Origin of the sequence: Hallerella porci, from assembly GCF_003148885.1 — a bacterium.
GTDB classification, from domain to species: Bacteria; Fibrobacterota; Fibrobacteria; order Fibrobacterales; family Fibrobacteraceae; genus Hallerella; species Hallerella porci.
Genome location: NZ_QGHD01000016.1, coordinates 39527 through 53417, shown reverse-complemented (window position 1 = coordinate 53417; position 13891 = coordinate 39527). Strand labels below are relative to the sequence as shown.

At 45.2% G+C, this 13891-nt stretch carries 17 protein-coding genes and 1 tRNA gene; 5 read left to right on the top strand and 13 right to left on the bottom strand.

Features of this window, described 5'->3' with window-relative positions; genetic code table 11:
- Positions 1–327: 327 nt before the first annotated feature.
- A complete protein-coding gene (locus B0H50_RS08445; RefSeq protein ID WP_106198974.1) occupies positions 328–663 on the top strand; it encodes a hypothetical protein in 336 nt (111 codons plus the stop codon).
- A gap of 149 nt (positions 664–812) precedes the next feature.
- On the opposite strand, the gene B0H50_RS08440 is transcribed toward B0H50_RS08445, so the two are convergent.
- The 8 genes from B0H50_RS08440 to B0H50_RS08405 form a co-directional block, all read right to left on the bottom strand.
- A tRNA-Leu gene (locus B0H50_RS08440) sits at positions 813–896 on the bottom strand.
- 196 nt (positions 897–1092) lie between these two features.
- Entirely contained in the window at positions 1093–1470 is a 378-nt protein-coding gene (gene secG / locus B0H50_RS08435) for a preprotein translocase subunit SecG (RefSeq protein WP_106198975.1), read from the bottom strand.
- A 20-nt stretch (positions 1471–1490) separates the two neighbouring features.
- A complete protein-coding gene (tpiA, locus tag B0H50_RS08430; protein WP_106199019.1) occupies positions 1491–2255 on the bottom strand; it encodes a triose-phosphate isomerase in 765 nt (254 codons plus the stop codon).
- Positions 2256–2351: 96 nt separating this feature from the next.
- A complete protein-coding gene (locus tag B0H50_RS08425; RefSeq protein ID WP_106199020.1) occupies positions 2352–2780 on the bottom strand; it encodes a hypothetical protein in 429 nt (142 codons plus the stop codon).
- Between the two features lie 97 nt (positions 2781–2877).
- A complete protein-coding gene (locus tag B0H50_RS08420; RefSeq protein ID WP_106198976.1) occupies positions 2878–3471 on the bottom strand; it encodes an ABC-type transport auxiliary lipoprotein family protein in 594 nt (197 codons plus the stop codon).
- A gap of 18 nt (positions 3472–3489) precedes the next feature.
- The gene (locus tag B0H50_RS08415) at positions 3490–4413 is read right to left on the bottom strand and encodes an MlaD family protein (RefSeq protein WP_106198977.1); all 924 of its coding nucleotides are present in this window, start codon (positions 4411–4413) and stop codon (positions 3490–3492) included.
- A 9-nt stretch (positions 4414–4422) separates the two neighbouring features.
- Positions 4423–5205 (bottom strand): ABC transporter ATP-binding protein, encoded by a 783-nt coding sequence (locus tag B0H50_RS08410; protein ID WP_106198978.1) that lies wholly within the window; start codon positions 5203–5205, stop codon positions 4423–4425.
- Between the two features lies 1 nt (position 5206).
- Positions 5207–6274 carry an ABC transporter permease gene (locus B0H50_RS08405; RefSeq protein ID WP_146129195.1) on the bottom strand — a complete coding sequence of 356 codons (1068 nt, stop codon included), beginning with the start codon at positions 6272–6274 and terminating at the stop codon, positions 5207–5209.
- 193 nt (positions 6275–6467) lie between these two features.
- Here B0H50_RS08405 and B0H50_RS08400 point away from each other — a divergent pair, with 193 nt between their 5' ends.
- Positions 6468–7448, top strand: coding sequence for a hypothetical protein (locus tag B0H50_RS08400; protein ID WP_109587557.1), 981 nt, complete (start codon positions 6468–6470; stop codon positions 7446–7448).
- Here B0H50_RS08400 and B0H50_RS08395 read toward each other — a convergent pair.
- The 5 genes from B0H50_RS08395 to mltG all read right to left on the bottom strand — a co-directional run bounded on the left by B0H50_RS08395 (position 7386) and on the right by mltG (position 11503).
- Complete coding sequence (locus B0H50_RS08395) at positions 7386–8105, bottom strand: hypothetical protein (protein ID WP_109587556.1); 720 nt, start codon at positions 8103–8105, stop codon at positions 7386–7388. The two genes, B0H50_RS08400 and B0H50_RS08395, sit on opposite strands and share 63 nt — an antisense overlap.
- A 151-nt stretch (positions 8106–8256) precedes the next feature.
- Positions 8257–8487 carry a hypothetical protein gene (locus B0H50_RS08390; protein WP_106198982.1) on the bottom strand — a complete coding sequence of 77 codons (231 nt, stop codon included), beginning with the start codon at positions 8485–8487 and terminating at the stop codon, positions 8257–8259.
- A gap of 186 nt (positions 8488–8673) precedes the next feature.
- Positions 8674–9786 (bottom strand): recombinase RecA, encoded by a 1113-nt coding sequence (recA, locus tag B0H50_RS08385; RefSeq protein ID WP_106198983.1) that lies wholly within the window; start codon positions 9784–9786, stop codon positions 8674–8676.
- 44 nt (positions 9787–9830) lie between these two features.
- Entirely contained in the window at positions 9831–10361 is a 531-nt protein-coding gene (locus B0H50_RS08380; RefSeq protein ID WP_106198984.1) for a CinA family protein, read from the bottom strand.
- A 131-nt stretch (positions 10362–10492) separates the two neighbouring features.
- Positions 10493–11503 (bottom strand): endolytic transglycosylase MltG, encoded by a 1011-nt coding sequence (mltG, locus tag B0H50_RS08375; RefSeq protein ID WP_109587555.1) that lies wholly within the window; start codon positions 11501–11503, stop codon positions 10493–10495.
- A gap of 210 nt (positions 11504–11713) precedes the next feature.
- Here mltG and B0H50_RS08370 point away from each other — a divergent pair, with 210 nt between their 5' ends.
- From B0H50_RS08370 to B0H50_RS08360, 3 genes are all read left to right on the top strand, one after another.
- A complete protein-coding gene (locus tag B0H50_RS08370) occupies positions 11714–12154 on the top strand; it encodes a hypothetical protein (RefSeq protein WP_106198986.1) in 441 nt (146 codons plus the stop codon).
- 170 nt (positions 12155–12324) lie between these two features.
- Complete coding sequence (locus B0H50_RS08365) at positions 12325–13170, top strand: ABC transporter ATP-binding protein (protein ID WP_158256502.1); 846 nt, start codon at positions 12325–12327, stop codon at positions 13168–13170.
- Position 13171: 1 nt separating this feature from the next.
- On the top strand, positions 13172–13816 hold the full coding sequence (locus B0H50_RS08360) for an ABC transporter permease subunit (protein ID WP_109587554.1): 645 nt from the start codon (positions 13172–13174) through the stop codon (positions 13814–13816).
- Positions 13817–13891 lie beyond the last annotated feature (75 nt).

Below are 13891 nucleotides of genomic sequence, written 5' to 3'. Positions count from 1 at the left end.
TCTGGTCCCGCCCGGCCCTCCCGCTCCTGCGGGCCGCCTAGAACCCGTATCCGGCCCCGAATCCGGACGTCATCCACGCAAGCCCGATGCCGCCGCCGGGCGATTTTGCGTTGAGCGTACCCTGCGGGCGATTCCTACGTATTTCCGGCGTATGTCCATGTTTTTTTGAAGGCGTATTTCCTCTTTTTCAGAATAAAATCTATATTCACGATAGATGTCAACAACCATGATGGCTAACAGAGCCAAACGAGTAAAATGACTTGTATTGAGATATATAACGAAATCGTGGGCAGTGAGAAAAAACTGAAGGAATGAGACACCGTTTCTGTGGCAACATTGCTCACGGAATACAATAAACAACTCCCCGCTTTAATCAGCAAAAATCAAAAAGATGATCGGAAAATTTCTGAATCGCAGAGGAAAAATTACTTAGCGAATGCGAAAAAGAATGTTTTAAAAGAGAATGATATGCGATTTTGCAAATTAAATGAATATCTGAATTTTTTAAAACAAAAATTAGACATCTTTAATCTAAAAAGAATGCCGCCAAATCCTTGTGCAGAAGAATTAGAAAATTTCAAAAAAGAAAATTCAGCGAGTTATAAAGAACTAAAGAAAAAATTTGAACAAATTCATTCAGCCATCAAGCAATCTGATGTATAATTGATTCTGAAAAAATTTGACATAGAAAAATTTTAGAAATTGATATTGAAAATAGCAAAGGTTAATTGAGTTCTCAAAATACAAATGAGCTCTCTTCAATTTCCGCTTTAAAAGCAAAGAGTTCGGTCTCTTTCAAAACCGAACTCTGATGCGGTCGGACAGACTTGAACTGTCAAGCGGTTGCCCGCACTAGCACCTCAAGCTAGCGTGTCTACCAATTCCACCACGACCGCGTGGTTAACTTGATTACGCGCCCTAATATAGATAATCCGTCAAGCCTTGTCAAGGGGTAAGGCAAAAAAAATCACTTTTTTTTTCGAAAAGCGATTTTTTCAGAAATCCTATTTGGTGTTCTGGATTGATTTTCGTTCTATAACGCAAAAGGCTCCGCTTTCGCAGAACCTTTTGTTGCAATTCTAATCGGAATGATTACTGGGCAGCGGGGAGTTCTGCTGCCGGAACTTCGGCGGCAGGTGCTGCGGGAATCGCGGTTGCAGGAATCTGCGGAGCCGCAGTTGCAGATTGTTCTGCAGACTGCTTGAGCGACGAGGTTGCCTTGACCGAGCGATCTTCCTGAATGGTCATGTACCCGAGGGCAAAGACCAGCACCAAGTAAATGATGCCGACGACTCTCGTGAGCTTCTGAACGAACGTTGCCGCACCTGCAGTGGAGAATGCAGATTGCGAAGTCATTCCGCCGAGGCCTGCGAGACCGCCCATCTTATCGTTCTGAAGAAGAATCAACAGAATCAAGAAAAGGCAGAGGAAGATGTGGATTACGATTCCGACCCAAAAGAGTGTTGACATTTTGATTCCTTCAGCTGAGATTACTTGGCTTCGGCTGCGTCGATGATTGCCTTGAAGGTATCAGCCTTGAGGCCTGCACCACCGATAAGACCGCCGTCGATATCCTTCTGAGCGAGAAGACCTGCAGCGTTTGCACCCTTCATCGATCCACCGTATTGGATGCGCATATCTTCGGCAATCTTTTCGCCGTAGATTTCCTTGATGAGAGAACGGATGTAAGCGTGGACTTCTTCTGCTTGTTCGTCGGTAGCGGTTTTGCCGGTGCCGATCGCCCAAACCGGTTCGTAAGCGAGGACGACGTTCTTGTCTGCGTCTTCAGCGGAAACGCCTGCGAGTGCGCCCTTGATCTGGAGGCCGAGAACTTCTTTGAGAACGCCAGTTTCGCGCTGTTCGAGAGTTTCACCGATGCAGATGATCACCTTGATACCAGCGGCGAGAGTCTTCTTCACCTTGAGGTTCACGGTTTCGTCTGTTTCGTGGAAATATTGACGCTGTTCGGAGTGGCCGATGATAATGTAATCAGCGCCGATTTCCTTCACCATGTCTACGGAAACTTTACCGGTGAATGCGCCCTGATCCTTCCAATGAATGTCTTGGATGGCGAGCTTCACGTTCGAACCCTTGATGACATCGGCAACTTTTGCTGCGGCGAGGTAAGTCGGAGCGATGACCACTTCGGTCTTCTTCACGTCTTTGACTGCAGCGACGATGTCGCTTGCGAGTTGGACGCTTTCGCTCACGGTCTTGTTCATCTTCCAGTTACCAGCAATAATGTACTGACGCATAATGTTTAACTCCTTCGTAGGATTGTTAGAATAAATTCCAAACCAAATGTAGAAAAAAAGCGTCACCTTGGGGGCGGCGCTTTTTGAAAATGCTTCTTAATAAGCCGATTCTAAACTCTTTTTCGGAGGAGCAGATCCGCCGTAGCGGTCGCCTTCAATTTTATCCAAAATGAGTTCGTGTTCGTAGCCTTTGAGGCGAGCGGTTTCCGGTTCTTTCCATTTGAGGCGAGTGATGAGTTGACCATCGCGGGTCAAGTATTCCCAAAGGAAGCCGTCTTGCATTTCGCGATCGGGAGGTCCCCAAAGAAGGTTCACCATTTCTTGGGTCATGCCTTCTTCGATGTAGCCTTGCAAGAAGATATCTTTGAGGCGCTTTTCGATGCCCATACTTTCTTTTGTCGCAAAATATTCGCGTTCATATTGTTCGACGCCGCGTTCGACGAGAACCGACGAAGAATAGCGGCTGTTGCACGCCGAAAAGGCAAGAACTGCGAGTCCGAGTGCGATGAACCTGTAAAATTTCATAATCGCTCCTGAAGAGGTTACGCTTTTAGCGATTGTAAGATAAATAAATTTTTGTTTCTTGTCACAAATGTTTCGGAAAGTTTGCACGAGAAATTTTTCAGCGGGCGATTGCAGAACTCATCGCATCGATTGCTTCTTGGGTGTAACGGTTCACGAGTTTGGACGCTGCTTTGGCAATTTCCCTCGGTTCGTTTCCTGCGAGTGCTTCTTTTTCGTCGTAGGATTTTTTCCATAGAACGGAATCTTTTTGCACATCGCGGAAAGTGAGCTCTAACGCGACGCGGGCGTAACGATCGGAAGAATCCAAATCGACTTCTTCAATCGCAGAAACAAAACCCGAAAGTTCGTAATCGGGAATGGCCGAGGCGCGGACTTCTACTTTTTGAAAGAGTCCGCTTTGTTTGATATTTTCGGCGACGACATTGGTGATTTGATATTCGGGAGAAGTTGCCCAAAGATCGTTATTATACGACATAAAATCGTAGGGCGATTCGCGATAGACGATATTCGAATGCGCATACGCGGGATCGGCGGAGAATTTTTTGACGACTAAACTGAATTCGGTCGCTGTCGAAGATTTTGCTTGGGCATCGGCAGCAAGAGTATAATAACGCGTTTGCACCGAGGTGGTGGAGCACGCAGAAAGGGCGAGTAACGAAAGAAAACTGAGAGTGAGAATAAAATGCTTCATTTTGCGTCCTCAATAAAATTAACGGCCCGTTTGTTTGGATTCGCGGATAAGCGCCGACGGATTTTGCTTAATCTTTTGCGAGAAGACAGAAAGATTGGAAAGCACAGCATTTAATTGATCCAAAACTTCGGAAAGGCGATCTTGATTGTTATACAGAACCATATCGGCGCGTTTCGTCATATCGCTTACCGACTTGAGCGCAGAAACCGTATTTTCGTTGATGGATTTGACGTCTAATTCTTGCATCTTCGCTTGGATTAAGACCAAATCGTCTTCAATTTTTTTAGCGATTTCGGCTTTATTCAAATCGTCGAGAGTTTGATGCAGCGATTGCGCGGACGCTTCGATTTCTTTCATCGGCGATTGAATTTCGCGGGTGATTTTATTTGCGTTTGCGCTCATCGATTCCAAATTTTTCAAAGTATTGGAAATGTGATTCGCATTGTCTTCGGAAAGGATTTTCGAAAGTTGATCCATGATGACTGCGACGCGGTCAAAAGTTTCTTCGGCTTTGTCCGAAATTTTGGCGAGCATATTGTCACCGGCTTGCACATAACCGCCCGCGGGAATATCCGCTTCGGAAACTTCACCGCCCGAAAGGACGAGATCTTTTAATCCCGTGAGTGAAATTCCGTGAGTCATCCGCGTCCGCGTTCCCGTTTTGATGGGTGTTCCTTCTTTCACATTAAAGCGCACGACGACATTGCCGAGGTTTGTGCTATCGATATGAATTTGGGTAACGTTACCGACTTCGATGCCGTTGAGTAAAACTTTTGCATCGATGGAAAGTCCGATGACCGATTCGTGAAACACCGTATAATATTCCGTTTTTTTGTCGGCGAGTTGTTGCTCGGCGATGAAAACGGTGAATCCGACTGCAGCTCCTAAGCAAATCAAAAGAAAGATGCCGAGGCGGATGCGTTCTGTTCTTGTGGTATCCATAAAACTTTGCTAGTCCTCAAATTGAAAGTGAACGAATCGTTTATTCGTTTCAGCTTTATGATGTTCGCGGGCAAAAAAATCGTGAATCGCAGGAATGTCCGATGCCATTCCATTTTCGAGAGTATCGTCCATTAAAATTTCGCCATTTTTCAGATAAATAAATTTATCGGTAATCGTCTTAATGCTTTCGAGTTCGTGCGAAACGATGACGACAGAAACGCCGAGAGTATCGCGGAGTTCGAGAAGCAATTCGTCCAAAGAACGCGATGTAACGGGGTCAAGTCCCGCCGACGGTTCATCGCAGAAAAGAAGCTCGGGTTCAAATGCAATCGCCCGCGCGAGCGCTGCGCGTTTCCGCATACCGCCCGAAAGCTCCGAAGGAAATTTGTAAAATGCATTAAGCAAATGCACTTTTTCTAAACGGTCTGCGGCGATTTCGTCCAAGGTTTTTTGTGCGAGTTTCGGATAACTGCGACGCAAAGGCAATTCCACATTTTCGGCAACGGTCAAATTGGTAAGCAAAGCGCCGCCTTGAAAAAGCACGCCCGTTCTGCGGCGGATGTAATCGGGAATCGGTTCTTTCGTCGGAATTTCTTCGCCGAAAAAAGCGAGCGAACCGGAAATCGCGTGTTCCAATTTGAGAATGTTATTTAAAAGCGTGGATTTTCCGCAGCCGGATTCGCCGAGGATCATCCGAATTTCGCGGGGCTGAACCGAAAACGAAACATCTTTTAAGATGACTCGTTGACCATAACCGGCGCGTAAATGTTTGACTTCGAGAACTGCGGACATATCAGTAATAAATGAAAGAGAAAATGGCGTCAGCGATGATGATTCCCGAAATCGAAGTCACCACGCAAGAAGTTGTCGCGCGTCCGACGGCATCGGCACCGCCGCGGACATTTAAACCTTTTTGCGCAGCGACGAGTGCGATAATCCAGCCGAAGACGACGGATTTAATCATGCTTTTAAAAATCAAGATGACATCAATGCCGTCTTTTAACGAAAGAATATAATTATATGGTGAAATTTGGCAGACTAAATCTGCAACGATTAAACCGGAAAGGCATCCGAAAATCGACGAGCAAAAAGAAAGAATCGGAACGGTGACGCTCAACGCTTTGAAGCGGGGAAGTACCAAAAATTGAATCGGTTGAATGCCCATCGTTTTGAGCGCTTTGATTTCTTCGGCGACAGTCATGCTCGAAATTTCTGCGGTAATCGAACTGCCGGAACGTCCCGCCAAAATAATCGAACTTAAAAGCGGACCGATTTCTGCAAACATCAAAAAGCCGAGACCGCCCGCGAGGAAAGAACCGCCGCCAACTGCGTTCAACATATTGGAACTTTGAAAGGCGAGCGAAAAAGCGATGAGAAAAACGAGCAAGAAAACGATTCCGCTCGCGTCCGCGCCGAGCCGTAACATTTGCAATGCAGTTCCGTGAAAAGGAATGCGGTTTTTATCAAACGGCTTAAAGAGAGTCCAATAAAGGCATTCGCTCAAAAGATAACTGAAATCGCGGAAACCTTTTAAAATAAAAAATCCGAAATCGCCGAGCTTTTCGACGAATCCCATTTTGAGAGTTTCATCTTTTTTCGGCACATGATTGATGGTTAATTTGGAAAGTTCTTCGCGTAATTCGGACGAAAATCCGCGGAGAACGCATTTTCTCCCGCTCGATTCTGCAGCGATTGCAATGTCAGCGAGAAGAGTTTTTCCAAAAAAATCCAGCGATGCGACCGCAGAACCGTCTAAGCGCAAATCACCGCGCGCAAGAATGCGGGCGCAGCTCTTTTGAATTGTGCCGATGTCCTTGGGTGTAATTTCCCTCGGAAGCTGGACTGTGGTAAATGAATCCATCGGAGCGCAATTTAGAAAAGAAATGCGACTTGCAAAAGTAAATGGGTAGGTTTTGCGATAAGAACGGCAGGAAAGCGGATTAAAGAACAACGAAATTCCTTTTTTTATGCTTCTTAAAAAATTGTGCCATCTTCATCGGAAATAATGCAAATTTTCGTCGATTGCATTCAAGAAAGTTTTTAATTTTTATTTGATGAAATTTCGTCTGTTCCAAAAAATTGCCTTTGGCGTTTCGCTGCTTGCGAGTGCGTCTTTGGCAGATATTTTTGATATGAACGGACTGTATCGGTTACAATATGGCCCGAATTTGAATATGATTCTTTCGGGAAATACGCCGATTGTTTGGGGACAGTGGATGAATCAGGGAACGGCGACAGCATCGTTTAACTGGATTGAACCGCTGCGCGATTTGCCTTATGGAAATTTTCTCGATCCCGATGCAGCATTTTTGCGTTTTTCAATGGATATGGAAGTTTCTCCTTTTTACGGGGGATTTCGATTGGGCATTGGCGGACGCCCGTTTAAAATGAATCCGCAAGTCGAAGCCCGATTTATTTACGAGCATTATACTTATTTCAATTCCAATGTCGAGATGACTCTTTCGAGCAATTTGAAAAACGGAAGCATCGCCGATTCGTGGAATGCAGATTGGATTTCGGATCGCGTTTATACGAGTGACGCTGCCGTTGATTTGATGCAAAATTTTGCGTTCTTCTTTGACTTGGAATATGCGATGGGCTCGGACGGGCTGCTCGGGCTCGGGGTGCATTTTACTCTCGTCGATATCAGCACGCAATTCGAAGGGAAAAGTTTTGATTACCGCCGAAACATTCCCGTTTTTAGCCGCGATTTTATCATCGATCTCGTTGCTTACGCTTACATTCCTTTCTCCGAGCATTGGGCGCTAGCATGTCATTTGAATCAGTATAATACCGGAAGTTCGCGCTCGTCGGACGGCTCGTATCTCAAAGAACCGCTGAGTTATACGATTGGACTTCTCGGACCTTCGCTTCGTTGGGGCGATACAAGTCCGAATAAATTAACGCTGATGGGCGGATTTTGGATGCGAGAAAAAGAGCGCTTTTACAGCGGAAAAGTTTCGCAGCAATTCTTAGTGCATTTGCAATATCAGCGGAACTTCGGATTCGGCATTCGACCAGTTCCAAAGGAATGATTTTTCTTCTTTCGCGGACTTTTCTTCGGGCGTGAAATTTTGTTTCGCGGGCACGCGTTTTGCAGTGCGAATCCAAAGAGAACCCGAATAATTGCTGCCTTGAATATCGAGAATCGCAGGGAGAAAAATTCCGTCGTAAGACTTCCACGAATGAATGAAAATTTTCCTTTTTTCACCGGCAGGTCCGTTCATCCGAATGGAATCGGGCTGAGACTTTTCCACATTGAGAGTAAACCAAGTTTGCGAAATGGCGGTGTAAAGAATTGTCGAATCGCGGTGTAAACTATCGGGGCAAAGAAATGATCCGCGGGCGAGAAGTTCAAAATCATCCCACTTGAGAGGCGTTTCGCCAATGAATTCTTTTAAATGGTGCATTGCCATTTGCCGCCGAATATTTTCGGGCTTGATTTCGACATAACGAAATTGCGGAGCCGAAACATAGCGGAATGCGGAATGGGGAAGTGAAATGTCAAAAGTATCTGCAGAAAGCGGTTCATGTTGCCACATAATATCCACGTGAACGCGGGAATGTTCGCGGTTTACAAATCGCCCTTCAATGGAAATGATCGCAGCCGAGTCCACGAGCAGTTGCGGACATTCTTCTGCGACGATCTCAACAGACATCGTCACCAATAAAATGCACAAAAATCGAATCACAAGTATAAATTAGAATTTATTATCGCCCGAAAAAAAATACGGATAAATTCTGCGGAGCTTAGAAATTGCAAAAAAAATAATTGTCGTTGAATCAATAATTTGAATTTTAAGTTTTGCGCTCCGGCTATTTTTTAGCTGGGTAAAATTTTAATTAAAACTCAAATAAAGAATCCGTCACTTTATCTGATTTTTGCAAGCGCAAGAACTCTGTTGCCACAACGCTTTCAACTCCATTTACCATGACGGATACAACCATTTTCTTTAAATGGTTGTTTGCATCGTAGGTAAACGTGGTCAATGTATTTTTGCCATCTTTTTCGGATTCGATTTTTTCAATGCGTTTCGTCTTGTTGTAATAAATGATACAATTCCGAACAGCCATTTCATTGCGAATACGGGAAATAGGGTGTACCTTTAAAAATTGGAAATGACAAACGATTATGTGAAATGAATGCTCTTTTCCCAAAAATTGAAAAAAGTCCTTTTCCCTTTCGCGGGGCATTGGAATATGGCGAAACCGATGCCAGGTTGGAAAAGAAAAAGGACTTTTTGTTATCAACAGGAAGAGTTAAGCTTCTTCTTCAGCAGGAGGAAGTTCGCTTGTTTCGAGAGTATCGTCAGCAGCAAGCGCTTCATCTTCGGAGATGTCAAACATTTTCACATCTTTCATTTTTTCGCGAATCTTCGTTTCAATTTCGCTGCAAATTTCCGGATTGCTCTTGAGGAAGAGACGTGCACTTTCACGACCTTGGCCGATGCGTTCTCCGTTATAGGAAAACCAAGAGCCGCTCTTTTCAATCACATCCAGTTCCACGCCGAGATCGAGAATGCTCGCTTCACGGGAAATGCCTTGCCCATAGAGAATGTCAAATTCGCATTGGGTAAACGGAGCTGCGACTTTGTTCTTCACAATTTTCACGCGAGTGCGGTTACCAATCACATCTTCGCCGTTTTTGATTTGGGCGATGCGACGAATATCAATCCGCTGCGATGCGTAGAACTTCAATGCGTTTCCGCCGGTTGTCGTTTCGGGGTTGCCAAACATCACGCCGATTTTCATACGCAACTGGTTGATGAAAATCATACAAGTATTTGACTTCGAAAGGATGCCGGTGAGTTTGCGGAGAGCTTGCGACATCAAGCGCGCTTGCAAGCCCACATGGTTATCGCCCATTTCTCCGTTGATTTCTGCTTGTGGAACGAGTGCTGCAACCGAGTCCACGACGATAATGTCGATTGCTCCCGAACGCACCAATGTTTCTGCAATATCCAACGCTTGTTCGCCTGTGTCCGGCTGCGAAACGAGAAGCTGATCGATGTTAATTCCCAAATGACGCGCATAAACCGGGTCAAAAGCGTGTTCTGCATCGATGAATGCGGCAACTCCGCCTTGCTTTTGCGCTTCGGCAATCGCATGCAGAGAAAGGGTTGTTTTACCCGAAGATTCCGGACCGTAAATTTCGATGATACGTCCGCGCGGGAAACCTCCCACACCGAGAGCCATATCCAACTGAATGCAGCCCGATGGAATCACCGGAATATTCTGTTCGGGTTGACCGCCCAAAGTCATAATCGAACCCTTACCGAAATTCTTTTCGATTTGTGCAATCGCTGCTTCGACGGCTTTTGCTTTTTCACCGGAAAGGGGCTTGTTGAGTGTTGCTGCAGTTTTCTTTGCCATTTTGTTTATTCTCCAAATGAGTTTTTTGTTGTTAAATATATAAATTACTGAACTTTTGTGCAAGTGCTTTTTTGTTCATTTTCTTCAAAAATTGCATTTCGCAGCAAAGTCAGTACTTTAAAGACGGTTTTTTCACGAATTTCTTCCCGATTTCCTGAAAATTTTACATTCAGGGCTATTTTTTTACAATTCGATGCGACTCCCATCCAAACAAAGCCGACAGGTTTTCCCGGCGTGCCGCCATTTGGCCCAGCGACTCCCGTTGTAGAAACCGCCCAATCGGTATTGTAAATTTGACGCGCACCTTCTGCCATCGCCAATGCGGTTTCTTCGCTGACTTCGGTATATTTATCCAAAATTCGCTGCGGAACGCCGAGGATATTGTGCTTGGCTTCGTTCCAATAAGTGCACGCGCCGCCTTTAAAGAAAGAACTTGCGCCCGAAACATTCACAATCGAACTCGCAATCATGCCACCGGTGCACGATTCTGCTGTGGAAAGCGTTTCGCCGCGTTCTGCCAAAAGCTTTGCGATTTCGCTGACGAGAGAGTTCAAATTTTCGATTTCGTTTTGCATTTCTCAATTTCCTTTGCCTATAAGATAGCATTTCAAAATGACGAAAAATGACAAAATTTTCAACGCTATTTTGCGATGATTTTTTTGCCGTAAGATTTTTAGAGCGCAGTCACCTCGAGGTGCGGCGTCAATTATTGCGAACGCTTTCTGTTCTGAGCTGCGGTCGATTTAAATTGATTGTGTTCCGAAAGAGAATTCGAAAAGAAGTGCGTTCCCGAACCGTCGTCTTTGGCGACAAAATAAAGCGCTTTTGTATTCGTCGGGTGCAGTGCAGCTTCGATTGCTTTGCGTCCCGGATTTGAAATCGGCCCGGGCATAAGACCTTTGAAACGCCTTGTATTATAGGGGCTATCGCTTTGTAATTGACTTTTGTAAATCGGCCCGGTTAAATTGCGGAAGATGAACCGCACCGTAGGGTCAGCGCCGAGAGGCATTCCGATTCGAAGACGGTTGACGAAAACGCCTGCGATTAAATTGCGCTCGTCGGTTTTTCCGGTTTCTTCTTCGACGACGCTTGCGAGAGTCAGCACTTTGTGCCAGCCACCGAGTTCATTCCACAGCGGACTTTGTAACGCCTGCATTTCTTTTTTGAGTTTTAAATTCGCCTTGACCATTTGACGCGCGATATCTTTTTCGGTGGCACCGAATTCGATGGAGTAAGTTTCGGGGAGCAAATAGCCCTCTAAATTATCGGATTCTAAACCGAGTTCTTTTGCAAACTGCGGGTCGTGGACGATAGCTTCCCATTTTGTCGAATCAAAATCGGGAATTGCTTTTCGAAAATACGCGGGCATTTCCCAAGAAGCGCGGCCTTCGGGAATTGTCACTTTGCGGGTTGCTGTCTTCCCAGAACTCAAAATTTCGGCGAGTTTTGCAATGCTCATCGCGGGCGGCACATCGTACCAGCCCGCTTTTAATTGCACTTTTTGAATTCTGCACCACCAAGAAAAAAGCTTGGAACTCGAAACGAGTCCTTTTTCGGCCAAAGCATTTCCGATTTTAACGGGAGTCGCTCCGCTTGCGACTTGAACCGTCGTCCATTTGCGGACTTGATTCGGGGCGTCAATTTGCTTTTTTGCAAAATAAAGTGCTGCAGTCGCAAGGATAACGAGAATTACAAAGGTGAGGAAAAATTTTTTCATACCTCAAAATTATAATTAGGAAGAGTCTTTAGGAGCTGCCCGCCGAATTTTCTCGGCTTCCTCGTCATCGAAAATGGGAAAATTTCGCCAATTTTGCCGGTTCAAGGTAAAAAAACGAGAAAAAAGAAAAAATCCATACCATTTTTGAAAAATAAAGGATATATTTGGGTTAAAGATTCGAAAAGGGATTTCACCCTAAGAGGATGAGAAATGACTAAGAAAATTTTGTTCTGCCTTCTTGCTTTGATGGTTGTCGCTGCGATGGCGGCTCCGAAGTCTGTTAAATCAAAGCGCGGCGATATTGATTTAACGAAGACCAAAGGCGGTTCCGATGTGGTTTGCACCGCTGGCTTCTCCGATGAACTTCGCATTGTGAAAGACGAAGGCGAATACGTTCTCGTGAAAGGTTCTTGCGGCCAAGGTTGGGTCGGCAAAGGCGCTGTGGAATATGTGGCAAAAGCCGAAGGCGACAAGTCGATGAGTCTCGAGGGCGTTGACGTTGTCGGTTGGTTGGATAACCCGAGCGCAGTCTTCGTCTTGGACGCTGATGCAGCAGAATTTGATGGCGTGAACATCGACCGTAACTTCAAGGAATACTTGACGCACACGATGGACCGCGAAACGATGGAAATGCAGAACAACGAAAACTAATCGGCATTTTCAAATTGCGATTTCAAAACTCCTCCGCGACGGAGGAGTTTTTTGTATTTGTTGGATTCGTTTGCGCGCCGTAGGCGCGCATTTCTCGTATTCGCGCGCAAAGCGCGCCATTCTCTCTATTTTTCATTTTAACTTTTGTATTCCGAATTTAAATTGTTCTCGTGCTTCTTCATTTTTTGCATTTGAGTTTTGCTTATGCAGCGTCTGCGCCACTCGTTTTAGATGACGTGGATTTTTCCATTTCTCGCGGAGAATCGTTTGCGTTACTCGGGCCGAATGGTGCGGGAAAAACGACTCTTTTGCGAATTCTTTGCGGACGACTTTTGGCAAAGCAAGGATGCGTTGAAATTGCGCCGCCTTTGCAATTATCAAATGGACTTTTAGACCTTTCTCAATGCGGAATTCTTTTAGAAAATCCGGGAATTTATCCGCGGCTTTCGATAGCAGAATATTTGCAATTTTTCGCAGCATTTTATGCGATGAAAAATTCCGAAGTCAAATCGCAGATGACGCATCTCGCTTCTGCGCTCGGACTTGTCAATCTTTCGCAAAAAATGGGAACTCTCTCGATGGGAATGCGGCAAAAGGTGCAAATTTTGCGGGCGCTTTTACCGCGTCCGCAGTTGCTCCTTCTCGATGAACCCGTCGCCAATCTCGACCCAGAATCGCGCGAAGCGGTTTGGAATTTACTCGGCGAATGGAAAAGGGAATGCGGCGGCACGCTAATCGTGAGTTCGCACATCCTTTCGGAAATGGAAAATTTTGCGGATTCTTTTGGAATCCTTTTCCGCGGAAAATTGCTCGCACACAAAAAAAGAGAAGAACTTTGCTCGGACGAAATGAATGTCTGCGTGAAAATTCCAGCGGGGGAATCGGCTGAAAGTTTCTGCAAAAAAATGCAGTGCGAAGGCATTTCGCCCGAAGAAATTTTGCACATCGAAAAAGCGCGGACTCCGCTTGAAAATTTTTACCGTCAATGCATTCAACGAGAAAAAGGCAGCGTGTAAAATGAAAATTATTTTTCATGTAATGCGTCACGAACTGCGGCAAATTCTTCGCGAGCCCAAATTTCTGTTGCCTTTTTTCTTTCCTCCGTTTCTGTTAATTTGTTCGCAATTTTTCATTCTCGAAAATGCTTCGTCCGAGACGATTCCGTTTACGATGCTTCTTTGTGCGCTCTTGCTTTCGCCGATGGCGGTGCCGCTTGCTTCGGATAGTTTTGCGGGGGAACGTGAACGCGGCTCTCTCGAACTTTTGCAGCTTCTTCCGGGAAATTCATCTTTCATTTTTTACGGAAAATTGCTGGCGTTAATTCCAATTCCGCTCTTTTTCTTGCTGCTTTCCGAGACGATTTTTGCGGGAATGCTTTCGGGAAATGCATTCTCATTTTGGATAAAATCCGTTTGGGCGGGATTTTGCATGACGATTCTTTTTTCGTCGATTGCGCTTTTCGTTTCGCTCTCTGTGAAAACGACCCGCGCAGCAAATCAAATTTCGCTTCTTTTTTTCTTCGCCATTTTTATTTTATTTCAATTCTTCGCCGAACGCTATTTTTCAATCGACTTTGCTTCGCTTGGACTCAGCATTTTCACATTTGTCGCCTGCGCTATTTTAACGCGAATTGCTTATCGAAAATTTCGAAGCGATTTATAATGCTTAAAGAGAGCTTAGAACTTAGAATTTATAGCTTAGAGTTTTTTGTTCAAACTTTTTAGCGCGAAGTTCTTA

What these genes read in the sequence shown, in the direction of transcription:
- B0H50_RS08400 (WP_109587557.1), top strand. Translation starts at nt 6,468, where the DNA reads ATGAAATTTCGTCTGTTCCAAAAAATTGCCTTTGGCGTTTCGCTGCTT.
- B0H50_RS08390 (WP_106198982.1), bottom strand. Translation starts at nt 8,487, where the DNA reads ATGGCTGTTCGGAATTGTATCATTTATTACAACAAGACGAAACGCATT.
- B0H50_RS08405 (WP_146129195.1), bottom strand. Translation starts at nt 6,274, where the DNA reads ATGGATTCATTTACCACAGTCCAGCTTCCGAGGGAAATTACACCCAAG.
- B0H50_RS08420 (WP_106198976.1), bottom strand. Translation starts at nt 3,471, where the DNA reads ATGAAGCATTTTATTCTCACTCTCAGTTTTCTTTCGTTACTCGCCCTT.
- secG (WP_106198975.1), bottom strand. Translation starts at nt 1,470, where the DNA reads ATGTCAACACTCTTTTGGGTCGGAATCGTAATCCACATCTTCCTCTGC.
- tpiA (WP_106199019.1), bottom strand. Translation starts at nt 2,255, where the DNA reads ATGCGTCAGTACATTATTGCTGGTAACTGGAAGATGAACAAGACCGTG.
- B0H50_RS08410 (WP_106198978.1), bottom strand. Translation starts at nt 5,205, where the DNA reads ATGTCCGCAGTTCTCGAAGTCAAACATTTACGCGCCGGTTATGGTCAA.
- mltG (WP_109587555.1), bottom strand. Translation starts at nt 11,503, where the DNA reads ATGAAAAAATTTTTCCTCACCTTTGTAATTCTCGTTATCCTTGCGACT.
- B0H50_RS08360 (WP_109587554.1), top strand. Translation starts at nt 13,172, where the DNA reads ATGAAAATTATTTTTCATGTAATGCGTCACGAACTGCGGCAAATTCTT.
- B0H50_RS08380 (WP_106198984.1), bottom strand. Translation starts at nt 10,361, where the DNA reads ATGCAAAACGAAATCGAAAATTTGAACTCTCTCGTCAGCGAAATCGCA.
- B0H50_RS08425 (WP_106199020.1), bottom strand. Translation starts at nt 2,780, where the DNA reads ATGAAATTTTACAGGTTCATCGCACTCGGACTCGCAGTTCTTGCCTTT.
- recA (WP_106198983.1), bottom strand. Translation starts at nt 9,786, where the DNA reads ATGGCAAAGAAAACTGCAGCAACACTCAACAAGCCCCTTTCCGGTGAA.
- B0H50_RS08370 (WP_106198986.1), top strand. Translation starts at nt 11,714, where the DNA reads ATGACTAAGAAAATTTTGTTCTGCCTTCTTGCTTTGATGGTTGTCGCT.
- B0H50_RS08415 (WP_106198977.1), bottom strand. Translation starts at nt 4,413, where the DNA reads ATGGATACCACAAGAACAGAACGCATCCGCCTCGGCATCTTTCTTTTG.